The sequence below is a fragment of the Gordonia sp. YC-XJ4 genome (assembly GCF_059511865.1).
Genome location: NZ_CM183447.1, coordinates 3384844 through 3411776, shown reverse-complemented (window position 1 = coordinate 3411776; position 26933 = coordinate 3384844). Strand labels below are relative to the sequence as shown.

The 26933-nt window shown below is 68.0% G+C and carries 19 protein-coding genes and 1 pseudogene; 14 read left to right on the top strand and 6 right to left on the bottom strand.

The genetic code is table 11. The features are described 5' to 3' along the window. The first annotated feature begins 354 nt into the window (after positions 1-354). Positions 355-3624, top strand: coding sequence for an isoleucine--tRNA ligase (gene ileS / locus AC5ZH6_RS15060; RefSeq protein WP_014360344.1), 3270 nt, complete (start codon positions 355-357; stop codon positions 3622-3624). Positions 3625-3709: 85 nt separating this feature from the next. On the opposite strand, the gene AC5ZH6_RS15055 is transcribed toward ileS, so the two are convergent. Next, positions 3710-4147 (bottom strand): MarR family winged helix-turn-helix transcriptional regulator, encoded by a 438-nt coding sequence (locus AC5ZH6_RS15055; RefSeq protein WP_006370492.1) that lies wholly within the window; start codon positions 4145-4147, stop codon positions 3710-3712. Between the two features lie 268 nt (positions 4148-4415). Here AC5ZH6_RS15055 and AC5ZH6_RS15050 point away from each other — a divergent pair, with 268 nt between their 5' ends. Together AC5ZH6_RS15050 and AC5ZH6_RS15045 are read left to right on the top strand one after the other, a co-directional pair. Then, a complete protein-coding gene (locus AC5ZH6_RS15050) occupies positions 4416-6110 on the top strand; it encodes an MFS transporter (RefSeq protein WP_288337016.1) in 1695 nt (564 codons plus the stop codon). Between the two features lie 29 nt (positions 6111-6139). Then, positions 6140-7083: pseudogene (locus tag AC5ZH6_RS15045) on the top strand (alpha/beta hydrolase fold domain-containing protein). Here the strand turns inward: AC5ZH6_RS15045 and AC5ZH6_RS15040 are convergent. Next, a complete protein-coding gene (locus AC5ZH6_RS15040; protein WP_211544639.1) occupies positions 7066-7803 on the bottom strand; it encodes a TetR/AcrR family transcriptional regulator in 738 nt (245 codons plus the stop codon). The pseudogene AC5ZH6_RS15045 and the gene AC5ZH6_RS15040 sit on opposite strands and share 18 nt — an antisense overlap. 76 nt (positions 7804-7879) lie before the next feature. Here AC5ZH6_RS15040 and AC5ZH6_RS15035 point away from each other — a divergent pair, with 76 nt between their 5' ends. Together AC5ZH6_RS15035 and AC5ZH6_RS15030 are read left to right on the top strand one after the other, a co-directional pair. Next, a complete protein-coding gene (locus tag AC5ZH6_RS15035; RefSeq protein WP_014360341.1) occupies positions 7880-8323 on the top strand; it encodes a hypothetical protein in 444 nt (147 codons plus the stop codon). 66 nt (positions 8324-8389) lie between these two features. Further along, complete coding sequence (locus AC5ZH6_RS15030) at positions 8390-9955, top strand: DNA polymerase IV (RefSeq protein ID WP_288437503.1); 1566 nt, start codon at positions 8390-8392, stop codon at positions 9953-9955. A gap of 43 nt (positions 9956-9998) precedes the next feature. Here the strand turns inward: AC5ZH6_RS15030 and AC5ZH6_RS15025 are convergent, their stop codons facing one another. After that, a complete protein-coding gene (locus tag AC5ZH6_RS15025; protein ID WP_288337695.1) occupies positions 9999-10988 on the bottom strand; it encodes an asparaginase in 990 nt (329 codons plus the stop codon). A 194-nt stretch (positions 10989-11182) separates the two neighbouring features. On the opposite strand from AC5ZH6_RS15025, the gene AC5ZH6_RS15020 reads away from it, so the two are divergent. Further along, positions 11183-11734, top strand: a complete 552-nt coding sequence (locus AC5ZH6_RS15020) for a WKL family lipoprotein (protein WP_288337696.1) — start codon at positions 11183-11185, stop codon at positions 11732-11734. Between the two features lie 132 nt (positions 11735-11866). On the opposite strand, the gene AC5ZH6_RS15015 is transcribed toward AC5ZH6_RS15020, so the two are convergent. Then, the gene (locus tag AC5ZH6_RS15015) at positions 11867-12769 is read right to left on the bottom strand and encodes a hypothetical protein (protein ID WP_288337697.1); all 903 of its coding nucleotides are present in this window, start codon (positions 12767-12769) and stop codon (positions 11867-11869) included. Positions 12770-12898: 129 nt separating this feature from the next. Between AC5ZH6_RS15015 and lspA the strand changes: the two genes are divergently transcribed. The 5 genes from lspA (at position 12899) to AC5ZH6_RS14990 (ending at position 20434) form a co-directional block, all read left to right on the top strand. After that, entirely contained in the window at positions 12899-13642 is a 744-nt protein-coding gene (gene lspA, locus AC5ZH6_RS15010) for a signal peptidase II (protein ID WP_014360337.1), read from the top strand. After that, on the top strand, positions 13635-14561 hold the full coding sequence (locus tag AC5ZH6_RS15005; RefSeq protein WP_014360336.1) for an RluA family pseudouridine synthase: 927 nt from the start codon (positions 13635-13637) through the stop codon (positions 14559-14561). Before lspA ends, AC5ZH6_RS15005 begins: the two co-directional genes overlap by 8 nt. A 187-nt stretch (positions 14562-14748) precedes the next feature. Then, positions 14749-18297: a DNA polymerase III subunit alpha gene (dnaE, locus tag AC5ZH6_RS15000; RefSeq protein WP_014360335.1), complete on the top strand. Its 3549-nt coding sequence runs from the start codon at positions 14749-14751 to the stop codon at positions 18295-18297. A gap of 73 nt (positions 18298-18370) precedes the next feature. Further along, a complete protein-coding gene (locus tag AC5ZH6_RS14995; RefSeq protein WP_211544647.1) occupies positions 18371-20041 on the top strand; it encodes an NAD-binding protein in 1671 nt (556 codons plus the stop codon). 126 nt (positions 20042-20167) lie between these two features. Further along, a complete protein-coding gene (locus AC5ZH6_RS14990; RefSeq protein WP_006370479.1) occupies positions 20168-20434 on the top strand; it encodes a hypothetical protein in 267 nt (88 codons plus the stop codon). Here the strand turns inward: AC5ZH6_RS14990 and AC5ZH6_RS14985 are convergent. After that, the gene (locus tag AC5ZH6_RS14985) at positions 20377-21378 is read right to left on the bottom strand and encodes an SMP-30/gluconolactonase/LRE family protein (protein ID WP_014360334.1); all 1002 of its coding nucleotides are present in this window, start codon (positions 21376-21378) and stop codon (positions 20377-20379) included. The two genes, AC5ZH6_RS14990 and AC5ZH6_RS14985, sit on opposite strands and share 58 nt — an antisense overlap. A 250-nt stretch (positions 21379-21628) precedes the next feature. Here AC5ZH6_RS14985 and ilvA point away from each other — a divergent pair, with 250 nt between their 5' ends. Next, positions 21629-23029 carry a threonine ammonia-lyase IlvA gene (gene ilvA, locus AC5ZH6_RS14980; RefSeq protein ID WP_006370477.1) on the top strand — a complete coding sequence of 467 codons (1401 nt, stop codon included), beginning with the start codon at positions 21629-21631 and terminating at the stop codon, positions 23027-23029. Between the two features lie 65 nt (positions 23030-23094). On the opposite strand, the gene treZ is transcribed toward ilvA, so the two are convergent. Beyond that, positions 23095-24903 carry a malto-oligosyltrehalose trehalohydrolase gene (gene treZ / locus AC5ZH6_RS14975; protein WP_496169225.1) on the bottom strand — a complete coding sequence of 603 codons (1809 nt, stop codon included), beginning with the start codon at positions 24901-24903 and terminating at the stop codon, positions 23095-23097. A gap of 363 nt (positions 24904-25266) precedes the next feature. On the opposite strand from treZ, the gene AC5ZH6_RS14970 reads away from it, so the two are divergent. Then, positions 25267-26064: an MlaE family ABC transporter permease gene (locus AC5ZH6_RS14970; RefSeq protein WP_496169223.1), complete on the top strand. Its 798-nt coding sequence runs from the start codon at positions 25267-25269 to the stop codon at positions 26062-26064. A gap of 1 nt (position 26065) precedes the next feature. Next, on the top strand, positions 26066-26932 hold the full coding sequence (locus tag AC5ZH6_RS14965) for an MlaE family ABC transporter permease (protein ID WP_094600697.1): 867 nt from the start codon (positions 26066-26068) through the stop codon (positions 26930-26932). The last annotated feature ends 1 nt before the right edge of the window (position 26933 follow it).

Below are 26933 nucleotides of genomic sequence, written 5' to 3'. Positions count from 1 at the left end.
CCGGCTCGCCCGGCGTTGCTGCCACGCAGGGGACCGTCCGCCCAGGTGACCGGCTGCCGTGGTGACAGAAATCGATTTGGCCCGACCCGGTCCGGCACGGCTACACTGGTGTGCGCGTTGATCCGGCCATCACCGGGGAGCACCCGGAAGAACCGAACGTCCCCGTCGGGTCGTTCTCAGTAGAACCGGGCGGGTGGGCCCGTCACAGCCCGCGTCCTGTGACATCAGCACCACACATGCGCGGGACTCGAGAGGCATCGACCGTCGTCGATGCAAGCGGGGTGGTACCGCGCAACCGGAAACGGTTTGCGTCCCCGTGCCGAGAAGCATCGAGATGGCACGAGGAGACCAGCCGTGACCGACGTGGGTCAATCCCCGCACACCCCCCAGTCCGCCGAGACCGGTGCGTCGTCGCCTACCGACGACGGGAGCCGGATCTATCCGCGCGTCGACATGACCGGCGGCGAGCGTGGTGCGCCGTCCTTCCCCGACGTCGAGCGCACCGTGCTGCAGTACTGGGACGCCGACGACACCTTCCGTGCGTCTGTCGAGAAACGATCCCGGGCGGAAGAGTTCGTGTTCTACGACGGCCCGCCGTTCGCCAACGGTCTGCCGCACTACGGACATCTGCTCACCGGCTACGTCAAGGACGTCGTCCCGCGCTATCAGACCATGCGGGGCAAGAAGGTCGAACGCCGGTTCGGTTGGGACACACACGGTCTGCCCGCCGAATTGGAGGCCGAACGCCAGCTCGGGATCACCGACAAATCGGAGATCGAGAAGATGGGCATGGAGCGGTTCAACGACTTCTGCCGCGACTCGGTGCTGCGTTACACCGGTGAGTGGCGGGACTATGTGACCCGCCAGGCCCGTTGGGTCGACTTCGACAACGACTACAAGACCCTCGACATCGACTACATGGAGTCGGTGATGTGGGCGTTCAAACGCCTGTGGGACAAGGGCTTGATCTACCAGGGCTATCGGGTGCTGCCGTACAGCTGGTACGAGCAGACCCCGCTGAGCAACCAGGAGTCCAAGCTCGACGACGCCTACCGGATGCGACAGGATCCGGCGGTGACGGTGACCATGCCGCTCGTGGCTCCCGGTAGTCCGCTCGACGGCGTGAACGCGTTGATCTGGACGACCACCCCGTGGACGTTGCCGAGCAACCTCGCGATCGCGGTGAATCCGAAGGTCACCTACGTCCACGTGCGCGCCGCCGACGGGCACGACTACCTGCTCGCCGAGGCGTTGCTGGGTGCGTATGCGGGCGAGCTCGGCGACACCACCGAGCTCGGCCGGTACCCGGGCGCGGATCTGGCCGACCTGCGCTACCTGCCACCGTTCGATTTCTTTGTCGGACACCCGAATTCCCATCGGGTATTGCTCGGCGACTATGTCACCACCGACAGCGGCACCGGCATCGTGCACCTGGCTCCCGCGTTCGGTGAAGAGGACATGGAGCTGGCGACCGCCAACGGCATCGAGGTCGTACAGCCGCTCGATCCGGGGGGCCGGTTCACCTCGGCGGTGCCGACGTATGAGGGGCAGATGGTCTTCGACGCCAACCCGGCAATCATCAAGGACCTCAAGGCCGGTGGCGGTCACGTCCAGGCCGGGCCCGACGGGCGGAGCGGGCGCATCCTTCGGCACGAGACCATCGAGCACTCCTATCCGCATTCGTGGCGGTCGGGAAAGCCGTTGATCTACATGGCCGTTCCGTCGTGGTTCGTCGCGGTCACCCCGATCAAGGAGCGCATGCTCGAACTCAACAAGCAGATCACCTGGGCGCCCGACCACATCCGCGACGGCCAGTTCGGCAAGTGGCTCGAAGGTGCCCGTGACTGGAACATCAGCCGAAATCGGTTCTGGGGTGCGCCGATCCCGGTGTGGGTCTCCGACGACCCGGATCATCCACGCACCGATGTCTACGGATCGCTCGACGATCTCGAGCGCGACTTCGGGGTGCGTCCGGACAATCTGCACCGGCCCTACATCGACGAGCTGACCCGGCCCAATCCCGACGATCCCACCGGCGCGTCGACGATGCGTCGTGTGCCCGAGGTCTTCGACTGCTGGTTCGAGTCGGGTTCGATGCCGTTCGCGCAGGTGCACTACCCGTTCGAGAACGCCGACTGGTTCGACGGCGACGCCGACGCGGGCCTGGCGCCGCACAATCCGGGCGACTTCATCGTCGAGTACAACGGTCAGACCCGGGGCTGGTTCTACAACCTGCACGTGCTGGCCACCGCGCTCTTCGATCGTCCCGCATTCAAAAGTGTTGTCGCGCACGGAATCGTGCTCGGCGACGACGGGCAGAAGATGAGCAAGTCCAAGCGCAACTACCCCGACGTCAACGAGGTCTTCGACCGCGACGGCAGCGATGCGATGCGCTGGTTCCTGATGGCCTCGCCGGTGCTGCGGGGCGGTAACCTCGTCGTCACCGAGAAGGGCATCCGCGAGGGTGTGCGACAGGCGTTGCTGCCGTTGTGGAATGCCTACAGTTTCTTGGCGCTCTACGCCGAGAAGCCGGCGAGCTGGCGGACCGATTCGACCAACGTGCTCGACCGCTACATCCTGGCCAAGCTCGCGCTGACCCGGGACGAGATGACCACCGCGCTCGATGCCTACGACATCGCCGGCGCGTGTGATTCGTTGCGGCGCTTCGTCGAATCACTGACGAACTGGTATGTGCGCCGGTCCCGGGCCCGGTTCTGGGCCGGTCAGGACGCGGACGCCGATGCCTTCGACACCCTCTACACGGTGCTCGAGGTGGCCTCTCGCCTTGCCGCGCCGCTGTTGCCGATGGCCACCGAGGCGATCTGGCGTGGGCTCACCGGCGAGCGGTCGGTGCACCTGACCGACTGGCCCACCGCCGACGAGTTGCCCGCCGACACGGCGCTGGTGGCGGCGATGGACGAGGTGCAGGCGGTGTGCTCGACGGCGTCGAGTGTGCGCAAGGCCAACAAGTTGCGGGTGCGCCTGCCCCTGCCGGGGCTGACCGTGGCCTCGCCGACGGCCGGGCAACTCGAGCCGTTCACCGACCTGATCGCCGACGAGATGAACGTGAAGTCGGTGACACTGTCCACCGACGCCGATGCCTACGGCCGACAGGAACTCGCGGTGAACGCGCGGGCTGCGGGCCCACGGCTGGGCAAGGACGTGCAGCGGGTCATCAAGGCGGTCAAGGCCGGCGACTGGGCGGTGCGCACCACCGACGACGGCACCGAGGTGGTCAGTGCCGCCGGTATCGACCTCGAGCCCGGCGAGTACACGCGCCGGCTCGTCGCGCAGGAGCCCGAATCGACCGCCGAATTGCCCGGGGGCGCAGGGTTGGTCGTTCTCGATACCGCGGTCACTCCGGAGCTCGAGGCCGAGGGATGGGCCAAGGACCGGGTCCGCGAGCTCCAGGAGGCCCGGCGCTCGCTGGGTCTCGACGTCTCGGATCGGATCGAGGTGCGTCTGGTGGTGCCCGCCGAACGTCTGGACTGGGCCCGCACCCACGCCGACCTGATCGCCGGGGAGATCCTCGCGGTCGCCTTCGAGGTCGTACAGTCCGACACGCCGGGCGGCATCGAACTCGGCGACGGTGTGTCCGCCGACATCACCCGCGCCGCCACCTGAGCCGCGCTGCGCGGTACTCCCGATCGCCCGCATGCGTCACGCGTGCGGGCGATCGGCGTCTCGAGGGGAGATTCTGGGGGATATCTCAGTGGGCAGCCGACCCACCCAGCGCACGCCTGCTCGACTGCAGAGCCGACCGCAGTGCCTCGACCTCGGTCTCGTCGAGATCGGCGACCATCCGGGTCTCGATGGCCGTGATCGCCGGCTCCAGACGTTCGACGGTCTCGTGGCCGTGGTCGGTCAGGTACAGCCGCATCTGCCTGCGGCTGTGCGGGTCGGTCTCGCGTCGGACGAATTGCCGTTCCTCGAGCACCGCGGTGATCCGGGCCATCGTCTGCGGTCGCACGAACGAATTGCGGGCGAGTTCGGCCGACGTCAGCCCCGGCCGGCGCGCCAGCACGGTCAGGGCGGTGTATTGCACCGGTGTCAGTCCCTCGCCGCCGACCACCTCGTCCATCCGGGCGCGCACCGCCAACTCCAGCTGCTTGACGAGGTAGAGCAGGGTGGCGTTGCTGGTGGGCATAGGTGACTCTCTCGCGACGGTGACGATACGGGGCGGTGAGGGTGTAGGGCGGGCGGCGGACGTGAAGCGGTGGCGAACTCGACCTTGATTATGCAGAACCGCCGCGTCACCCCGCCGCAACCCCGGCGAGGTACCCGCCGTCGGAGAGGAGGTGGGCGCCACACTCTTGCGCGGACGTGATCAAACCGTCAGTATTGCTGTTATCAGCTTTGCTGATAATTGGGCAGCGTCATCCACGCCGCCTCCTCGGCTCGGAAAGGTCCCGCCCATGACCCAGAGAACGCTCGTCACCGGACAGGTTGCCGACAGATACGTCCTCGACAGACGGACGCTGATCGCCGCGGCGGCGGCGATCGCCCTGGCGCAGGCTGCGTTGGCCATGCCCGCAGTGCTCAACGGGCTCTTCCAGGACGATCTCGGCACCAGCGCGTCACAGCTCACCTGGATCTCCGCGGCGTTCCTGGTCCCGGTCACCCTGTTCGAGCTCACCTTCGGGGTGCTGGGAGATCTGTTCGGCCGCAAGCGATTACTGATCATCGGCACCATCGTCCTGGGTATCGGTCAGCTGATCGGCTTCCTCACCCCGGGCGCCGACGTCGACACCTCGATCCGGGTGGCCGTGCTGCTCGTCGGCCAGGTGCTCACCGGTGTCGGCGCGGCCGCGATCATGCCCACCACCCTGGCGATGGTCGCGGCGGGCACGCACACGCCCCACGACCGCGCCCGCGCGATCTCGGTGTGGGCCGCGGCGCTGGCCACCGGCAGCTTCGTGTCCCCGGTGCTGGGCGGTTTCCTCGCCCGCTATCCCTTCGCGGGCACCGACACCGCGGGTTGGCGACGGGGTTTCCTGGCGGTGGCCGTGCTCGCGGTTCCGTGCCTGATCGTGACGCTCACGATGGCCACCACGTCCTCGGCTCCCACGGGGCGATCGTTGGACTGGCCGGGTCAGATCACCGTCGCGATCTCGCTGTTCGCCCTGCTCTACGCGGTGATCCAGGGGTCGACGACCGGCTACGGTGCCCCGGACATCATCGGCGCATTCGTCGTCGCCGCACTGTCGGCCGTCGCGTTCATCATCGTCGAGCGTCGTGCACCGGCGCCGCTGTTACGTCTGGACCTGTTCGGCAACCGGGCGTTCAGCGTCGCGGCGATCGCCACCGTGCTGGGCAGTTTCGCGTTGCTCGGCACCGCCTACATCACCAGCATCAGATTGGCGGCCATCCAGGGGTTTTCGCCCTTGGTGACGTCGATCGCGTTCGTCATCCTCAACGGCATGACCCTGCTCACCGCACCGCTGGTCGCCCGCCTGCTGGTCCGCCACAACGCGCGATGGCTCATGGCGGGTGGTTTCGGTCTGATCGCGATCGGTGACCTCTGGGCCGCGTCGACCCCGGCGGCAACGATGTCGCTCGGCCTGATCCTGCCGCCGATCGCGGTCGTCGGGCTCGGCTTCGCGCTCGCGCTGCAGGCGGTCACCGCCGTGGCCGTCAACACCGTGCCCACGCACCTGGCCGGGATGGCCAGCGGCACCACGAGTCTGCTGCGCGACTTCGGCTTCACCCTCGGGCCGTCGGTGATCGGGGCGATCGCACTGACCCAGGCCGCCAACGCCATCCAGGCGAAGCTCAACGCATCCGAAGATCTCCGTAATGCCTTGCAGGCCTTCGATTCGGCGCCCGCCCACGCGTCCGGCGCCACCCGCGAGTCCCTCGAAGCAGCCGTAGGCGCGGTCCACTCGGGCCCGCTGGGCGCCAACGGGGTTCCGGCGACGGTGATGGTCGACGGAAAGTCCATGCCGCTCAACCCTTTGCAGTCGGTTGCCTTCGATGCGCTCGATCATTCGTACTCGATGGCCTTCGTGGTGTGTGCCGGCGCGGCCCTGCTCGCCACCCTCATCGTCGGCATCGGGTTCACCGGGGTCGATCCGCGGGGCCGTGTCAGCGGCGAACCCGAGACCGTATGACCAACCCACGACTTCTCCGGAGGCATCGAATGTCAGTGCTTGCCAACCCGACCGTGGCACGGGTCGTCGCGCGGGGAATGCAGTGGGGGATGGGTCGTGCGGCGCGGCGCACGACCACTCGGGCGCGGTCGCGATTCCCCGGGCACCGAGCCACCACCGAGCCGCTGCGGATACCGAGCACTCCGGGTCCGGTCACGGCAACGATCTATCGTCCGGCCCGCACCGACCGCACACCGCCGGTGTATGTGAACCTGCACGGTGGTGGATATGTCATGGGGGTGAGGGAGCAGGACGACCCGGTGTGTCGGCTGCTGGCGGTGGAGGCGGCGTCGTGGTCGTCAATGTCGACTACGCTCTCGCCCCGCAGCATCGGTTTCCGCAACCGCCCGAGCAGATTCACGAGATTCTCGTCTGGATCGCCGAGCACGGCAACGAGCACGGTTGGGACGGCACCCGGCTGGTCGTCGGCGGTCAGAGCGCCGGCGGCGCGCTCGCGGCGGCCGGGGCGCGGCTCGCACTCGAGCGCGGTGGCCCAGCGATCTCGTTGCAGGTCCTGCACTATCCGCCACTGGATCTGACGGTCCCCGCGGGCGCCAAGCATTCACCACTGGCTCGTCCGATGCTCCGACCGTGGATGGGTACGGTGTTCGACGCCGCCTACGTCCCCGACGTCACGCAGCGGTCCGACCGGCTGGTCTCACCCGCCGGCGGCGCCGACGAGGCCGATCTCACCGGTATCGCACCCGCTCTGGTCATCGTGGCGCACAACGACATCCTGGCCGAGGAGGGACGGAGATACGCCCGGCGGCTCGAGGCCGCCGGGGCGTTGCGCGGGCTCCTCGAGGTCCCCGACGCCGATCACGGGTACGACGTCGACGACGACGTCAAGGCGCTCTCGTCGTACGGATGGATCGCCGAGCGGGTACGCGTCGCGACTGCCGTCGAGGCACCTCCGTCAGCGGAACACCGATGACAGGACCGCGTCGATCTGGGCGGTGAACAGGTGCTCGGGAACGGAGAACGTCTCCGAGCCGTATTGGCCGAACACCTCCAGCGAGGTGGCCCCGATCACCGCGGCCCACAGCAGGGTGCCGGTGACGAGGGCGGCATCGGGTAGGTCGTTGCCGAACTCGATGCGGATGGCGTCGAGATCGGCCGACAGCGCGGGGGAGACCTCGCAGTCCGGGGTGGCGAGGACGCCTGCGTCGTGTGCGGCTGCGAGTTCGGCGATGAGCCGTGCGATCACGCGGGTGCCGGGGGTGACGGTACGGTCGGCGGGCGCCGCATATCCGGGGACGGGGCTGCCGTAGAGGAGTGCCCAGCGCGCCGGGTCGTCGACGGCCCAGATCCGGATTGCCTTGGCAGCAGCCATGATCCGGCCGCGATGGTCCTCGGTGTCGATACGGTCGGTGGCGGCGTCGACCGACTCGGCGAGATGGGTGTACCCCTCGATGAGCAGCCGGGTGAGCAGTTCGTCGCGACTGGGGACGTAGCGGTAGACCGCCGAGGAGACCAGGCCGAGTTCCCGCGCGATCGCGCGCAGAGACAGTCCCGCGGCGCCGTGGGTGCTCAGATGTTCTCGACCGAGCCGCAGGATCTCGGTCTCCATCGTCTGCCGGTTCTCGGCTCGGGTGCGGGGGGCGCGTGTCGTCGGTCCGGGCATGGCGACCATCATCGCACAATGCGAGAGCATTGCTCTTGTTTTTTGGATCGGGTGCGCGCATACTCGAAACGAGAGCGGTGCTCTCTTCGACGAAAGGTGGTCCCCGATGACCCATTACCTCCCGCCCACGACGACCGATTCCCGAATGAATGCCCTCGTCCGCTGGCTGACCGACCACGGCTTCTCACTCGCCGGCGCCCAGACCCTGACCGTGATCGGTCGCACCTCCGGTGCGCCGCAGAGGATTCCGGTCAATCCACTTGTCCTCGACGGCGTCGAGTACCTGGTGGCGGTGCGTGGCGCCACCCAATGGGTCCGCAATGCGCGCGTGGCGGGTTCGGGTGAACTGCGTCGTGGCCGGCGCTCGCGCCGGGTTGTGCTCGTCGAGGTGCCCGCGGCCGACCGGGCCGCGATCATCCGTCGCTACCTCGACAAGTGGGGGTGGGAGGTCGGGCGGTTCCTGCCGGAGGGACTCGGGGTCGACGCGACCGAGACGCAGCTCGCGGAGCATGCCGAACAGATCCCGGTCTTCGCCGTCTCTGCCGCCTAGCCACCCGCTGCCAGGTGTGCCGACGCCGTGACGATCGGTGGGCGGGGCAGGACCTAGTCTGCAAGGGTGTCGGAGTCTGCAGGAGTCCCGGGGATCGCCGGTCGGGATGACGCCACCGAGCGCAGCGAGCGGGATGGCACCGAGCGCAGCGGGCGGGATGGCACCGAGCGCAGCGAGCAGGATGGCACCGAGCGCAGCGAGCAGGATGGCACCGAGCGCAGCGAGCGGTGGGTGATGCATCTCGACATGGACGCCTTCTTCGCCTCCGTCGAACAGCTCACGCGCCCGACCCTGCGGGGCAGGCCGGTGCTGGTCGGCGGTATCGGTGGGCGGGGGGTGGTCGCGGGTGCGAGCTATGCGGCGCGGGCCTACGGTGCGTCGTCGGCGATGCCTATGCATCAGGCGCGCCGACTCGTCGGCGCGTCCGCGGTGGTGCTCCCGCCGCGCGGCGCCGTCTATCGGGTTGTCAGTGAGCGGATCTTCGCGCTCGTCCGCGAGACGGTGGGTGTGATCGAGATGTTGTCCTTCGACGAGGCGTTCGCCGAACCCGAGGTGCTCGTCGGATGCACCGCCGCGCAGGCACACGCGTTCGCCGACGATATCCGGCGGCGCATCCGCGACGAGGTCGGCCTGGCCGCGTCGGTGGGGTTCGGCTCGGGCAAGCAGATCGCCAAGATCGCTTCCGGGATGGCCAAACCCGATGGCGTGATGGTGATCTCGCCCAGCCGTGAACTGGCGTTCCTGCATGCGCTACCGGTCCGAAAACTGTGGGGGATCGGACCGGTGTCCGGGGATCGTCTGTCCCGGTTGGGTATCGACACGATCGGCGACCTCGCGGCCCTGTCGGAGGTCGAGGTCGCCTCGGTGCTCGGTTCCACCATCGGTCCGGCGCTGCACCGGCTCGCTCAGGGCATCGACGATCGGCCGGTCACCGAACGTGCTGCGGCCAAACAGATCTCGGCCGAATCCACCTTCGCCGCCGACATCGTGTCGATGGCGGGACTGCGGCCGGCGATCGATCGGTCGGCCGCCGACGCGCACCGTCGGCTCGTCGCCGACGGGCGTGGTGCCCGCACCGTCGTGCTCAAACTCAAACGTGCCGACATGTCGGTACTCACCCGCAGTTTCACGCTGCCCGCGGCCACCAGCGATCTCGACTCACTCACCGCGGTGGCCCGGCGCCTGGCCCTCGATCCCGAGTCGATTGGACCGATTCGCCTTGTCGGAGTGGGCTATTCCGGTCTCAGTGACACCGAGCAGTATGCGTTGTTCGACGACGTCGCGGCCCCGGCCGGGCAGGTGCCCGGCATGTCCACGCGCACCACGGAGTCCGCGCCCGGTGCCGACGGCATCGAGAACAGTGACGGCGGTGACGGCATCGAGGACGGTGGCGGCACGGGGGCGGGCGGCGGTGCAGCGAACGCAGCGCCGCGCAACGAGTGGGCGACCGGCAACGATGTGACCCACCGCGACCACGGGCACGGTTGGGTGCAGGGTGCCGGGCACGGTGTGGTCACCGTGCGGTTCGAAACCAGGACCACCGGGCCCGGTCCGGCGCGTACCTTCGCCGCCGACGATCCCGATCTGCGCCGTGCGGACCCGATCGACAGTCTGGACTGGTCGAGCGGGTGAGCGCACGGGCTCCCGGCGCGCAATCGCCCAGTCGCCCAGGCGCTCAGTCGTCCCGCGGCTCGGATGCGGAGAAGAAGTCGGCGACCTCGTCGGCGTCGCAGCCGGTGGTGAGCAGTGCCTGCAGGGCCACGCGTGCCTGAGGTGCGCGCAGCCACCTCGAGACGATCGCCCCGGCACGCTCGAGATCCACCGCGCCACCCCCGCCGCCGTAGGTGGCAACCACCGGGCCGTAGGGCACCCGGGTGGTGACGACCACGACCACCCCGCGCTGCCGCGCCAGGCTGACCTCGGCGGTGATGTCGGGATGGGTGTTGCCCGAACCGGTCCCGGCGAGCACGATGCCCGCGGCGTTCTGCGACACCGATGCGGCGATGAGTCCCGGTGAGACACCCGGATACAAGGTGTAGGCGTCGACGCGGACCGGACGGCCACCCGGCAGTGGACCGGTCAGCAATGGTCGTGGCAACGAATCGTGCACGGAATCGAAGACATCGAGATCGACCGTGGAGGCCTTGAACGCCCCGCGCGCCGCGGTGATCCGACCGCCGAGGACGATCTGCACCCCGAGCGAGCGCGAGTCCGGATCGGCGGCATGCGCCAACGCCGACGCGATGTTGGCCGGGCCGTCGGCGTGCGGTGCGTCGGCCGGGCGTTGGGCGCCGGTGAAGACCACCGGACGGGGATCGGCGGCGACGAGGTCGGCGAGGAAGGCGGTCTCCTCCATCGTGTCGGTGCCATGGGTCACCACCACCCCGTCGATGTCGGGGTCGGCGAGAGCGTCGGCGATCGCGGCGACCACGCGGAACTGTTCGGTCGGTGTCATCGCCGAACTGTCCACCGACATCAGATCGACGGGAACGATCTGTGGTTCGAACGTTTCCCCGATGAGCGCCGCGTGCGCGGCCGACTCATCAGCGGTGGCCAGCAGGTCGCCCGCGGAGAGCACCGGCACCGCACCGTCGGTTCCGGTGCGGGCCGCGACGGTGCCGCCGGTGGTGATCAGGGCGATGCGTGCGTGCGGCGTGGGTGCCATGGATCACAGGTTGCGGGAACCCGTCGACGGCGTCAACCGTTGCGGTCGTGGTGTCCGGCACGCCGGTGCCGTGCGACGGTTTGGCATAGTGGTGTCACCGTTGACCCATCCGGACAGGGTGGGAGCAACCGCGACAAGTCGTAAGGATGACCGCGCCGGTGAGGGCGGGGTCGCACAGACAGTGAGGGAGATCGTTGAAGTTTCCGAAGTTCGTGGGTGCCGTCATGATCACGGCCGCGGTGACCGTCAGCGTTGCAGCGTGTAGCAGCGACGACAGTGCCGACGACATCCCCACCGTCGCCCAGACCACCACCAGCAGCAGCGCCTCGACCGCCGGCGGCGGGACGAACGTCACCGATGCGAGCAATCCGCCGTCGGTGGCGACCCTGAACCAGATGCTGCAGACCGCGCTCGACCCGAACGTGCCGAATGCGCAGAAGACGCAGCTGGTGCAGAACTCGCAGAAGGACCCGGCGATCTTCGGCAAGCTGGTACAGCTCAAGACCGACAATCCTGGAGCCACCTACCAGATCCGTGGTCCGGTGACCACCGACGGACCCAACCGGGCGAGTGTTCGGGTGCAGGTCAAACTGCCCGACCAGCAGCCGCAGGACATCGACGCGCAGATCGTCTACGACGGTGGCCGCTGGAAGCTGGCCAGCAGCTTCGTCTGCCCGCTGATCACCACCAATGGAGTGACCACGCCGATGTGCCCGACGTCGTCGAGTACCCGTCCGTCGAGCTGATCGCGCACTTGATCAACGAGCGCAGGGCCCCGACTCCTCGAGTCGGGGCCCTGCGGCGTTTCTGCGGTGGCGGCGATTCCGATGAGCTCGGGGCTCGGGGCTCGGGGCGATGGAGGTGTGCGGCCCGACAGGTCACCTCCAGTTCACGCTGAACCCGATGCGTTGTAGTAGCGGCTGGTCGGGGTCGGCGCCGACCAGTTCTCGCGCACCGCTGTAGTCGGCATGCCCGCCGACCGGCAATCCGCGGGTCAGGTCGACGGTGATCTCCCCGGACCCGGAATAGGAATACCGGGCGATCGTCAGGGTGGTGTTGCCGCCGGGGATGGTGAACACCGAGTTGATCGGTGACTCCTCGGCTGTGAAGGAGATGGTCAGGCGATCTCCGTCCCACGCGCTCAGCCGCGCCTCGATGGTCTGCGTCACCGTGGCGGCGCCGACGACGGTGCGTTCGCTACGCCACGTCGCGCCGACGCCGATCGGGTCGGTGGGTAGCACGATCGAATCCTGCAGGGTCTGCACCAGCGACTGTTCGAGCGCACGACGTGCGGGCGCCGACGACGCGTCGGTCGGCCGCAGACGTAGCGACATCGGGCTCAGCGCCGGCCCGAAGGCGATCCCGGCGACGCTGCCCTTCGCCTTCGCGAGCTGGTCGGTCAGTTCGGGCTGCGTGGAGGTCGGTGTTCCGAGGACGAGGTGCAGTTCGGAGGTCGCCGTGCAGCCGAACCGGGCGGTCAGCGGGGTGGTGACCTCCTGGGTGGTCTGCGCGGTGGTGGAGACCTCGCTCGAGGTGGTCGACAGCGTCACCTGCTGTGCCGAACCGACGTCGGGTGCGGGTGTGGCGACTCGGGTGGGAGCCGCGCCGGGGGAGGTGAGCGTGACGGTCGCGGACGGGATCGGGATCGGCGTGGCCTGGGTCAGGCCCGTACCGGGGTCGGCGGCACACGGCCCGGACGGGGTCGGTGGTTGCGACGACGCTGCGGTATCGGTGCCGGAGCCACACGCGCTCACCGCCAGCGCGCCGGTGAGGATGGTCACCCAAACCGCGGCGGCCGGTCTGCGTGACAGGCGGCGCCTGCGCCGGATCGGGCGTGCGGCGATCCTGGACGAAGCGGGCGTGGGGGACACGGCAGTCAGCGTATTGCACGCGTCAGGGATGATGGACGGGTGGACGACTCAGCGACCAACGGCACCACCTCGGGTGCCGACGAGCAGATGACGACCGCGACGACGGCCCCCCGCACGCATCGCGGCGCGAAGGTACTCGCCGTTCTGGCCGCCATCGCCGGTACCGTCGTCGCTCTCGACGTCATCACCAAAACCCTTGTGGTGGCCCTGATCACACCGGGCGAGCCGGTGCGGATCATCGGCGACACGGTGACCCTGCGTCTGGTGCGCAACAGTGGCGCGGCGTTCTCGATGGCGACCGGTTACACCTGGGTTCTCACGTTGATCGCCCTGGCGGTCGTGGCGGTCATCATCCGCTATGCCGGCCGCCTCCGATCGGGCTGGTGGATTCTCGGACTGGGCCTGGTTCTCGGTGGGGCACTGGGCAATCTGATCGACCGGATCTTCCGGGCGCCGGGCCCGCTGCGCGGGCATGTCGTCGACTTCGTGTCGGTGGGCTGGTGGCCGGTGTTCAACGTCGCGGACTCGGCGGTCGTGTGCGGGGCGGTGCTGCTGGTGATCCTGTCGCTGCTCGGATACGACCACGACGGCACCCGCTCGGGCTGGGCGGCCCGCAACGACCCGGACCCCGACGACCAGCCGGCGGAGGGCGATCACCGGGACACCGGCGCCGGCAGTGACACCGAGACCAACAAGAACACCGAGACCAACAAGAACACCGAGACCAACAAGAACACCGAGACCAACACGGACACCGAGACCGGGAGGAACGCCGATGCGTGAGTCGCGGGCGATGCCCATTCCCGACGGCCTCGACGGGATGCGGGCCGATGCCGGGGTGGCGCGGCTCCTGGGCCTGTCGCGCACGGTCGTGGGCCGTCTCGCCGACGACGGCGAGGTCACCGTCGACGGCGTCGCGGTCGGCAAGTCCCACAAACTGGTCGCCGGCGGTTGGCTCGATGTGCTGCTGCCCGCGCCGACCGAGCCGCTGCGGGTCGAGCCCACGCCGGTGGAAGACCTCTCGGTCGTCTATCACGACTCCGACATCATCGTCGTCGACAAACCGGTCGGGGTCGCCGCACATCCCTCGGTCGGTTGGAGCGGGCCGACCGTCGTCGGTGCGCTCGCCGCCGCGGGCTATCGGATCTCCACCTCGGGTGCCTCCGAGCGGCAGGGCATCGTGTCCCGGCTCGACGTCGGCACCTCCGGACTGATGGTGGTTGCGGTGTCCGAGCGTGCGTATTCGCTGCTCAAGCGCGCCTTCCGGGACCGCGAGGTCGACAAGGGGTATCACGCGCTGGTGCAGGGACACCTCGATCCGCCCGAGGGAACCATCGACGCCCCGATCGGCCGCCATCGCGGCAACGACTGGAAGTTCGCGGTCACCGCGGGCGGCAAGCCGAGCATCACCCACTACGACACCCTCGAGATGTTCGCGGCGGCGTCGCTGCTCGACATCCATCTAGAGACCGGCCGCACCCATCAGATCCGGGTGCACTTCTCGGCCCTGCACCATCCGTGTTGTGGTGATCTCACCTATGGGGCCGACCCGGTGCTCGCCGCGCGTCTGGGTCTCGACCGCCAGTGGCTGCACGCGCGGTCGCTGGGGTTCGCCCATCCCGCCGACGGTCGCCATGTCGAATACACCAGCCCGTATCCGAAGGATCTGCAGCACGCGCTCGACGTGCTGCGCGACGGCTGAGAGTCGCCCGGACCGGCGAGGCGATTCGACACGCCGGGCGTGACACACCGACGACGACACACCGCGTGCGGCGCCTCACCTGCCACAGCTTTCCCGCAGCGGCGCGCCCGGGCGTGGCTGTCGGTCGCAGCGCCTAGAGTTGGTGACGCCCTATCCCAAAGACTCGCACCAGAGGTGAGAAGCGTCCGTGGCAGACTCGTTTGTTCACCTGCACAACCACACCGAGTACTCGATGCTCGACGGCGCGGCCAAGGTGTCGCCGCTGTTCGCCGAGGCCAAGCGCCTGGGGATGACCGCGATCGGTATGACCGACCACGGCAACATGTTCGGTGCCAGCGAGTTCTACAACACCGCTGTGAAAAACGACATCACGCCCATCATCGGCATCGAGGCCTACATCGCCCCGGAGTCGCGCTTCAACACCAAACGTGTGCTGTGGGGTACCCGCGACCAGAAGGACGACGACGTCTCCGGCTCGGGTGCCTATACCCACATGACGATGGTCGCCGAGAACGCCACGGGTCTGCGCAACCTGTTCAAGCTCTCGTCGTTGGCGTCGATCGAGGGACAGCTGGGCAAGTGGGCGCGGATGGACGCCGAGATCATCGCCGCGCACGCCGAGGGGATCATCGCCACCACCGGCTGCCCGTCGGGCGAGGTGCAGACGCGGCTGCGGCTCGGTCACGAGCGTGAAGCTCTCGAGGCGGCCGCGAAGTGGCAGGAGATCTTCGGCAAGGAGAACTTCTACCTCGAGCTGATGGAACACGGCCTGGAGATCGAGCGCCGGGTCCGCGACGGACTGCTCGAGATCGGTCGCAAACTCGGCATCAAACCCATCGTCACCAACGACTGCCATTACGTCACCAAGGAGCACGCTGCCGCGCACGAGGCGCTGCTGTGCGTGCAGACCGGCAAGACCCTCTCCGATCCCACCCGTTTCAAGTTCGACGGTGACGGCTACTACCTGAAGTCGGCCGAGGAGATGCGGGCGCAGTGGGATTCGGTCGTGCCCGGTGCCTGCGACAACACCCTGGAGATCGGCGAGCGGGTGCAGAGCTACGCCGACGTCTTCACCCACCGCGACCGGATGCCGGTCTTCCCGGTGCCCGAGGGTGATTCCCAGGAGACCTGGCTGCGCAAGGAGGTCGCCAAGGGCCTCAAGGAACGTCGCTTCCCCGACTCCGAGGTGCCCGCGGAGTACCAGGAGCGTGCGAACTACGAACTCGACGTCATCATCCAGATGGGATTCCCGGCCTACTTCCTGGTGGTCGGCGATCTCATCCGGCACGCGCAGGAGGTCGGCATCCGCGTCGGCCCGGGCCGCGGGTCGGCGGCCGGTTCGCTGGTCGCGTGGGCGCTGGGCATCACCAACATCGACCCGATCCCGCACGGACTGCTCTTCGAGCGATTCCTCAACCCCGAACGTGTGTCGATGCCCGATATCGACATCGACTTCGACGACCGCCGCCGCGGTGAGATGGTGCGCTACGCCACCGAACGGTGGGGCAGCGACAAGGTCGCCCAGGTCATCACCTTCGGCACGATCAAAACCAAGGCCGCGATCAAGGACTCGGCCAGGGTCCAGTTCGGCCAGCCCGGCTTCGCGATCGCCGACCGCATCACCAAGGCCCTGCCGCCGCCCATCATGGCCAAGGACATCCCGGTCTGGGGGATCACCAACCCCGAGCACGAGCGGTTCGGCGAGGCCACCGAGGTGCGCACGCTCATCGAGACCGACCCCGACGTCAAGAAGATCTACGACACCGCCCTCGGCCTCGAGGGCCTGATCCGCAATGCCGGCGTCCACGCCTGCGCGGTGATCATGTCCTCGGAGCCGCTCACCGACGCCATCCCGGTGTGGAAGCGCGCCCAGGACGGCGCGATCATCACCGGCTGGGACTATCCCTCGTGCGAGGCGATCGGCCTGCTGAAGATGGACTTCTTGGGACTGCGCAACCTCACCGTCATCGGTGACGCCCTGGAGAACATCAAGCTCAACCGCGGGATCGACCTCGACCTCGACACGCTGCCGCTCGAGGACCCGAAGACCTACGAGCTCCTCGCCCGTGGCGACACGCTCGGCGTGTTCCAGCTCGACGGCGCGGCCATGCGCGAATTGTTGAAGATGATGCAGCCCACCGGTTTCGAGGACATCGTCGCCGTCCTCGCGCTGTATCGCCCGGGCCCGATGGGTGTCAACGCGCACACCGACTACGCCAAGCGCAAGAACGGTTTGCAGCAGATCCGGCCGATCCACCCCGAACTCGAGGAACCGCTCAAGGAGATCCTCTCCGAGACCTATGGCCTGATCGTCTACCAAGAGCAGATCATGCAGATCGCGCAGAAGGTCGCCGGCTACTCGCTCGGACAAGCAGACCTGCTGCGACGCGCGATGGGCAAGAAGAAGAAGGAAATCCTCGACGAGGCCTACGACGGCTTCGCCGAGGGCATGCGCAACAACGGGTTCTCGCAGGCGGCGATCACCGCCCTCTGGGACACGGTGTTGCCGTTCGCCGGGTATGCGTTCAACAAATCGCACGCCGCGGGCTACGGCCTGGTCTCCTTCTGGACCGCCTACCTCAAGGCCAACTATCCCGCCGAGTACATGGCCGGTCTGCTCACCTCGGTCGGTGACGACAAGGACAAGGCCGCGATCTACCTGGCCGATTGCCGCAAGCTCGGCATCACCGTGTTGCCGCCCGACGTCAACGAGTCGCAGCGCAACTTCGCCGCCGTCGGCACCGACATCCGCTTCGGTCTGGCCGCGATCCGCAACGTCGGGTCCGGGGTCGTCGGCTCGATCCTCGAGGCCCGGGAGTCGAAGGGGAAGTTCGCGAACTTCTCCGACTACCTCAACAAGATCGACGTCACCGCCTGCAACAAGAAGGTCACCGAGTCGCTGATCAAGGCCGGCGCCTTCGACTCGCTCGGCCATCCGCGCAAGGGCCTGTTCCTGATCCACACCGAGGCGGTCGAATCGGTGATCGGCACCAAGAAGGCCGAGGCGATCGGGCAGTTCGATCTGTTCGGCGGTGGCGACGAGTCGGCCGACGACAGTCTCGCCGAGGTGTTCGCGGTGCCCGTCCCCGACCAGGAGTGGGACACCAAACACAAGCTCACCCTGGAGCGAGAGATGTTGGGGCTCTACGTATCCGGGCATCCGTTGGCCGGCGTCGAGCACGCCATCGCCGCGCAGACCGACACCTCGATCACCCAACTGCTCGAGGGCAATGTGTCCGACGGTGCGCAGATCACGATCGGCGGCATCATCTCCACGGTCACCCGCCGGGTGAACAAGAAGGGCGAACCGTGGGCCGCGATCACCCTCGAGGACATGGTCGGTGGCGTGGAGGTCTACTTCTTCCCACGTTCGTTCCTGGCGTACGGCATGGACATCGCCCCGGACAACATCGTGCTCATCAAGGCTCGCGTGACCCTGCGCGACGACGACAAAATGATGATCAGCGCCAATGACCTCGCCGTCCCCGACCTCGACGTGGCGGGCACGACCAAGCCGGTCGCCCTGACGTTGCCGAGCCGACTGTGCACGCCGGATCGGGTCGCCGCACTCAAGCAGGTGTTGACCCGCCATCCCGGGACCGCCGACGTTCACGTCACCCTCGTCTCCGACGACCGCTCGACGCTGCTGTGCCTGACCGAATCGTTGCGGGTGACCCCGAGTTCGGCGCTCATGGGTGACCTCAAAGCGTTGCTCGGTCCGAGCTGCCTGGGCTGAGCTGCGTGGGCCGGCCCCGGGGACGCCCGGTGTCGGCACGCGTGCCGGGCGTGCCACGGGTACGCTCTGCGAAATGCCCGGTCACATCATCGTGCACGGTGACGACGCGCTGACGCTGCGGGTCACCGAGGAACTCGCCAGTGCCGGAGCGCGCATCATCACGCTGTCGGCACCCGGTGACCTCGCCGACGCCGACGTCGGGCAGGCCGCGGCAGTGGTGTGCGCCGGGTCGGATGACGCGGTGAACCTCGAGATCGCCCTGCTGGCACGCACTCTCGATCCGCACGTGCGGGTGGTCGCCAACCTGTCCAATGCGGTGCTGCGCGACGCGGTCGCCTCGGGCAACGGGCCGGGCGCCGTACTCGACGTCGCCGAACTCGCCGCCCCGTCGGTCGTCGAGGCATGTCTGGGACGTACGACGCACTCGATCCCGGTGGCGGGCAACGAGTTCGTGGTGTCCGGGGCCCATGCCCCGAGTGCCGGCACGCTGCGCGAGCTCTACGGCGACCTCGCGCCGGTGGCCGTTCTGCGCGCCGGATCCGGATCGGGTGCGGAGTCGGTCGTGCCGTGCCCGGGCCGCGATCTGCCGGTCGAACCGGGGGATTGGGTCGCGATGATCGGCACGGTCGACGACCTCGCCGCGCAGGGTGTGGAGATCGCCCCGGACCGGCGACGCACGCGCTCACGCCGTCCGCTCCCGCTGCGCGCGCTCGTCGCCGTCCGTGCGTTCCGCGACGACGTCAACCCGAACCTCTTTCGCGCGCTGGGTGTGTCGTTGACACTGTTGGCCTTTGCCACCATCCTGCTGCGCTTCATCTATCACCGGCCGGGGATGAGCCTGGTCGATGCGCTCTACTTCTCCACCGAGACCATCGCGACGGTCGGTTACGGCGATTTCAGCTTCGTCGGTCAGCCGACCTGGTTGCGATTGTTCGCGATCGGTCTGATGTTCGCCGGTGTCACCACCACCGCGGTGTTGATGGCCTTCGTCGCCGACCTGTTGCTGTCCCGCCGGATCGGTGCGTCCGCCGCACGTCGGCGCGTCCGAGACATGGCCGGTCACATCCTGGTCGTGGGGTTGGGGTCCTTCGGCATCCGGGTGGCGACCGACCTGCGGGCGCTCGGACACGATGTGGTCGTGGTCGAACGCAACGACGACAACCGCTTCCTCGAGGTGGCGGCCGAACTCGACATCCCGGTGATCATCGGGGACGCGACGCTGCGGCGCACACTCGCCGATGCCGGTATCGACCGCGCATACGCGGTGGCCGTGCTCACCCACGACGACATGGTGAACATCGAGACCGGCATCATCCTGCGTGAGGTGCTCGGACGGCGCTGGTCCCGGTCGGGGGGACGGGCCGGCGTTCCGGTGGTGCTCCGCGTCTACGACCAGTCGTTGGGTGCGGCGGTCGCGCACCGCTTCGGGTTCGAGAACGTGCGGTCCACCGTCGAACTCGCCGCGCCCTGGTTCATCGGGGCGGCACTCGGCCTGCAGGTCATCTCCACGTTCTCGGTCGGACGGTATTCATTCATGGTCGGCGGCCTGTTCGTCCGGCGGGGCAGCGTCCTCGACGGCATGCTGCTCGCCGACCTGCCCACACGGACCCGCATCATCGCGATCATCCGGCGATCCGGGACCGTGCTGCATCCCCGACGCGACGACCGGCTGGCCGCCGAGGACACCGCGTACCTGGTCGGTCCGTATCACGAACTGCTCGACACGCTGCAGCGCAGCCGCTGAGACCGGTGCGTCCGCGTACCGAACCATCGCACGAAACCCTGGTTTCGGCTCGCCGAAACCTTGAGTGATGGTAGTGCTATATTCGGTATCACGGCAGTACGAAGACGCGTCGGCAGGAGTGCGCAGATGACCGCGATGATCGAGATGAATCCCGTTCGTGAGCATGCTCGCGCGGTGCGCACCGTCGACGTCGCGGGCGTGGCGTGGCCGGTGCACAAGCTTCAGGCGATCGCGGTGGCCGGGGTCGTCGGACTGATCTCGCTTCTGGTTCTCACCCCGGAACTGACCGCCTGGCTCTCCGGTGTCGCACTGGTGACGACGTGGCTCGTCGCCCGTCACCTACCCGGGAACGCGGCGACCGCCCCGGCGTCGAACCCGCCGGGGATCTCATAGATCCGGCCGTCGAAACCGGCACGGTAGAGCCGGCCCGCCGAGAAGCCGCGGTCCCCGCGGCCGTAACTCAGCACGCTGGACAGTCGAAGTCCTTGGGCCAGAACACAATACGATCCGGGTGCGGTGATCCGGACAATCTGCCCACCGGCATTGAACGGCACCACCGGACGATCCCGCGAGTCGAGGGTCAGGCCGTCGGGAGCTGCCAGGGTGTCCGCGCCACCGAGGGTGAGCAGACTCTGTACGACACGCGGATTCGCCGTCGAGATTCGGCTCACGCCCGGATTGGTGAAGGTGCGCGACACGTACAGCCATCCGTCGCCGCGACCGAGGACGGCGCCGTTGGCACTCGGTAGTGAACCCCACTGCGCATTGACCGCACCGTTCGGTGCGACGCGTCCGATGAGGTTGCCGAAGTCGTTGGTGGCATAGACGGTGCCGTTGGCCGCCACATCCATCCCGTCGGCGGCGGAGAGTCCGCCCACCCACGGTCGCAGGACGTTCGTCCGGGTATCCAGGCGCGCGATCGCACCCGGGCGGACCGTATCCCCGAGGACCACCCGTGGATCGGCGCCGTAACCGACGAGCAGCGTGCCGTCGGGCGCCCAGGCCAACGCCCCGGCACCACCGGAGGGAACGCGGGCGATCGCCCGGCCGGGTGCGCCCGGCTGGTCGAATCGGAACACCTGTCCGCTGATCAGATCGGTCGCATACGCGTGACCGGCGGCATCGACGGTCAGGCCCTCCAGCGCCGCGCCGGGGACGGCCCCGACGAGTCGGGCGGGCGCGCCGCCGCCGGCGCACACCGGCGCCGCCTGGGCCGGGGCGGTACCGAGGGCGCTGAGCACTCCGGCGGTCAGCACGCCACCACAAGCTGCGGCGAGTAGTCGGCGAGAACCGCGCCGGAGCGGGCGGGTGAGCAGGGTCCGGGCGAGCAGGGGCACGGGAGTTCCCTCCGCTGACATGGTGATCGGTGATCGGGCGGCGGGAACCGGTGTCTCGAGTCCTGCCGATACGCGCCGACGACCATGTGGTGGATGCGTTCTCGCCGAGTCTAGGCGCGTGCTGCGGCCCGGCGCAGGCAATTGCCCGGCAGGGCCATGGGGCCGGTGCCCGGCGGGGCCATCGAGCCGGTGCCCGGCGGGCCGTCGAGCGTCCGCCCCGCGCGGTCCGGACAGCGCTGCCGGTGAGACCATGGGTGCCGTGAGCACACCGCACGTCAATGAGTCGCTGCAGCAGTCGGGGCCGGGTTTGTCGGCCGCGGCGATCGACGCGGCCGCCGCACGCATCGAGCCCGCGGTCGCCCACACCCCGCTCGAGGCGGCCCCGCGGATCAGCCGTGATGTCGGCGCGCAGGTCTACCTCAAGCGCGAGGATCTACAGACCGTCCGGTCCTACAAGATCCGCGGTGCCTACAACGTGATGGCGCAACTGTCCCCACAGGAGCGGTCGCGCGGGGTGGTTGCCGCGAGCGCGGGCAACCACGCCCAGGGGGTGGCCTACGCCTGCCGCACCATGCAGACGCCCGGCCGTATCTACGTGCCGACCACCACCCCGAAACAGAAGCGCGACCGGATTCGTTGGCACGGCGGCGATTACGTAGAGCTATTGGCGGTCGGCGACACCTACGACGCGGCCGCGGCCGCCGCCCAGGCCGACGTCCTGCGTACCGGTGCGGCCTGGATTCATGCCTTCGACGATCCGCGGACCGCCGCGGGTCAGGGCACGATCGCCCGGGAGGTCGTCGATCAACTCGGCCGCGCACCGGATGTCGTCGTCGCACCCGTCGGTGGTGGTGGTTGTCTGGCCGGGATGGCCACCTACTTCCGTTCGGTCTCGCGCGAGACCGTCATCGTCGGGGTCGAGCCGACCGGTGCCATCTCGCTGGCCGCCGCCCTGGTCGCCGGCGGACCGGTGACGCTCGATCGGATCGACCCGTTCGTCGACGGTGCGGCCGTCAAACGCATCGGCGCGCTCGGGCACCGCGCGATGGCCGATCTCGACGCATCGGTCACCGCCCACCCGGTCCTCGACGAGGTCCGCGCAGAGACCACGGCGCACACTCCGGTTCGGATACTGCCCGACGAGCCGGTGTCGTTGCCCGCGGGATCGGCACACATCACCCACGTCGACGAGGGCGCGATCTGCACGACGATGCTCGAGCTCTATCAGAACGAGGGCATCATCGCCGAACCGGCCGGAGCACTCGCGGTGACCGGCCTCTCGCAGCTGAAGCTGCCCGACGACGCCGTCGTGGTGTGCCTGGTTTCCGGCGGCAACAACGATGTCTCCCGCTACGGCGAGATCATCGAACGCTCGCTGGTCCACCAGGGGCTCAAGCACTACTTTCTCGTCGACTTCCCGCAGGAGCCGGGGGCGCTTCGGCGTTTCCTCGACGAGGTCCTCGGACCCGACGACGACATCACCCTGTTCGAGTACGTCAAGCGCAACAATCGCGAGACCGGCGCGGCACTCGTCGGTATCGAGCTCGGGGACCGCGACGGACTCGCCGGCCTGATGGACCGGATGGACCACTCGCGACTCAATTGTGAACGGCTCGAACCGGATTCGCCGGCATATCAGTATCTGACCTGACAGTGCATATCAGTACCTGACCTGACCGTGACGGCTACGAGATCTCGGCCGATCACGGGTGACGGTTATGAGCGGCGGCGGCCGATCACCACGTTGTGGCCGGGGCTGCATATCCCGTCGTCGACCGATTCCACCGGCTCCCACCACAACACCGGCTCGAGGTCGATGGGCACGGTGAGCGGCTCGTCGGCCAGCACGCAGACGACCGACCACTGCGCATCGGACGCGTCATCGCCGCGGTGCATCGCGAACCATCCCCCGGTGTCGTCGTGGTCGGTGTCGTCGTGGTCGGTGTCGATGGATGCGAAATCGCTGCGGGAGAAGGCATCTGTGGACTTGCGCAGCGCGATCAGGTCGCGGTAGAAGTCCCGAACCCGGGAGTGTTCCGGCGTGTCGGGTTCCGACCAGTCCAGTTTGGAGCGCAGAAACGTCTCCGGATCCTGCGGGTCGGGGATGTCGTCGGTATCCCAACCGTGGTCGGCGAATTCGGCCTTGCGGCCATTGCGGGTGGCCTCGGCGAGTTCGGGCTCGGGATGGGAGGTGAAGAACGCGAACGGCGTACCGGCGGCCCACTCCTCACCCATGAACAGCATCGGGGTGAACGGCGACAACAGCACCAGCGCCGCCTTGATCGCGAGCCGGCCGTGGTCGAGGTAGTGGCTCGGCCGATCACCGATCGCCCGGTTACCGATCTGATCGTGGTCGCAGGTGTAGGCCACCAGCGCGGTGGTCGGGACCGTCTCCGGGATCGGTCTGCCGTGGTGGCGGCCGCGGAAGGAGGAGTACGTCCCGTCGTGGAAGAAGCCGGCGCGCAACACCTTTGACAGACCCTCGAGGCTGCCGAAATCCGCGTAGTAACCCTGTCGTTCCCCGGAGACGGCGGTGTGGATCGCGTGATGGATGTCGTCGTCCCATTGAGCGGTCAGACCATGGCCGTTGACCGTTCTGGGCAGGATCAGTCGCGGATCGTTGAGGTCGGACTCGGCGATGAGAGAGCAGGGACGGCCCAACGAGTCCGACAGTGCGTCGGCACCGACCGCGAGGGCTTCGAGCAGCGGATAGGCGCGGTGATCGACGAGGGCGTGTACCGCGTCCAACCGCAGTGCGTCGACGTGGAACTCGGCGAACCAGCGCAGCGCGTTCTGCAGGATGTAGGTGCGCACCTCGTCGGAGGACGGACCGTCGAGATTCAGCGACGCACCCCAGCCGGTCGAACCGGCACCGAGGTACGGACCGAAATCGGGGAGGTAATTGCCCGACGGTCCGAGGTGGTTGTAGACCACGTCGAGGACCACGGCCAGCCCCCGGACGTGACAGGCGTCGACGAAGCGGGCGAAGGCGTCCGGGCCGCCGTACGGTTCGTGCACCGCATACCAGCCGACGCCGTCGTAGCCCCAGTTGTACTCACCGTTGAAGGCATTGAGCGGCATGACCTCCACCGCATCGACGCCGAGCTCCACCAGGTCGTCGAGGTGCCCGATGGCCGAGTCGAGGGTCCCCTCGGGGGTGAAGGTGCCGATGTGGAGCTCGTAGAGCACGGCACCGCGGATGTCGCGACCGGTCCACCGTGCGTCGTGCCAGATCGACGGGTCGACCACATGGAATGCGGAGAGGCCGTGGACACCGTCGGGCAGACGTACCGACCTCGGGTCGGGCAGCGCGCGCTCCTCGTCGTCGATGAGGAGTCCGTACCGCAGGTGCTCGGGATCGGTGTGTCCGAGTTCGCCGAGCGCCGTGGTCAGTACGGCCGGATCGACCCGGTACCACCCGGGTGCGTCGGTGCCGATCATCGGCAGATCACGCGTGCCGGTCGGAGTGACGACCCGGGTGCGCATCCGTGTCGCCGCGGGCGCCCAAACCTGGAGGTCGGCCAGGCCGCGAGGCGGTAGGAAGGGAGTCGCGTCGATTCTGTTGGAACGATTCCCGTGTTTCTCCTCACCTTGGACGCGTGACCAAGTTACTGTGTCGGCACCCACACATGCGTGGCCCTCCACATCGGGGGGACCATCCTGAGGCTCGTCCACACACCCCACCGTATTGCGTGGGGTGCGAGGCCGCAGGCCACGCCGGGTGTGACCCGCGGCATACGGCCCGCTCGGCGGTGCTGTATATTACTGCGGGCCAGGCCTGCCAGGGGGGCACGCGACGGATGACGCACGACGCAGGGATGGGTGTTGAGCAGCACTGACGCAGTGGCTTCGGAAGACGAGGCAACAGGGACGCGCAAGCCCGGGGGAGTGCGCAAGTGGTTTCGCGAACACATCGTGGCGAGTTTCGAGACCTTCGGTCGTCAGCTCGCGATGTTCGTCGAGGTGTTCAAGGTCCTCATCGAGGACATCCTCAAGCGCCGCTTCCCGTTCGGTGAGTTCATCCGCCAGTGCGCCTTCATGTCGAGCACCTCGGTGTTCCCGACCTTCCTGGTTGCCATCCCGATCGGCGTGATCGTCTCGATCCAGGTGTCCAACATCGCCGGGCAGATCGGTGCGACGTCGTTCTCCGGTGCCGCCACCGGACTCGGCGTCATCCGGCAGGGCGCCCCGTTGGTCACCTCGCTGTTGCTCGCCGGTGCGGTCGGTTCGGCGATTGCCGCCGACCTGGGCTCCCGGACCATCCGCGACGAGATCGATGCGATGCGCGTGATGGGTGTGAATCCGGTGCAGCGACTGATCTCGCCGCGCCTGCTCGCGACCATGGTGGTCAGCTTCCTGCTCTGCGGTTTCGTGTGTTTCGTCGGCTTCATCACCGGTTACGCCTTCAACGTCTACTTCCAGGGCGGCACCCCCGGTAGCTACACGGGCACCTTCGCCTCGTTCGCCTCGGTGTCGGACCTGTTGTTCGCCTTGATCAAATCGGTCATCTTCGGCGCGATCGTGGCGATCGTGGCCTGTGACCGCGGACTCAACACCAAGGGCGGGTCCGCCGGCGTCGCCAACTCGGTGAACGCTGCCGTGGTCAATTCGGTGCTGCTGTTGTTCACCGTCAACGTGGTGCTCACCCAGTTGTTCGCCATCGTCGTCCCGGCAAAGGTGGTGTGAGATGGCCGCATCCCGGTACGTCCCGCCCGTACTCCGGCCCGTCGAGGCCGCCAAGGGTGTCTACCGCGGGCCGCGTGACGCGCTGGCACGCATGGGGCACCTCATCACCTTCCTGGTGCGGTCGATCGGTTCGGTGCCCATCGCGTTCACCCACTACCGCAAAGAGGTCTGGCGTCTGCTCGCCGACGTGGCGTGGGGCAATGGCGCGATCGTGGTCGGCGGCGGCACCGTCGGCGTTATGGTGATCCTCGGCGTCATGGGCGGCGCGACGGTCGGTATCGAGGGTTACACCGCACTGAACCTCCTCGGGATGTCACCGGTGACCGGTGGTCTGTCGGCATTCGCGACGACCCGCGAGATCGCGCCGCTGCTGGCGGCGACCGCGTTCACCGCGCAGTCGGGTTGCCGCTTCACCGCACAGCTCGGGTCGATGCGGATCAGTGAGGAGATCGACGCGCTGGAATCCATCGCGATCCGGCCCCTGCCGTATCTGGTGACCACCCGGATGTCGGCGGCGGTGCTGGCGATCGTACCGCTGTACTCGGTCTCGTTGGCCGCGAATTACCTTGCGTGCCAAGTCATGTTCCAGGTCCAGAGTGGGCAGGGGCCGGGAAACTACCTCGCCTATTTCAACGCCTTCCTGGTCTCGAGTGACATGGTGTACTCGTTCATCAAGGTCATCATCTTCGTGTTGTTGACCACGTTCATCCAGTGCTACTACGGGTATTTCGCCTCCGGTGGCCCGGAAGGCGTCGGGGTGGCCGCCGGACACGCGATCCGGCTGGCGATCATCGTCATCGTCTTCGCGAATCTGGTCATGACGCTGGTGTTCTGGGGAACATCGCCCGGCATCAAGATCTCGGGGTGAG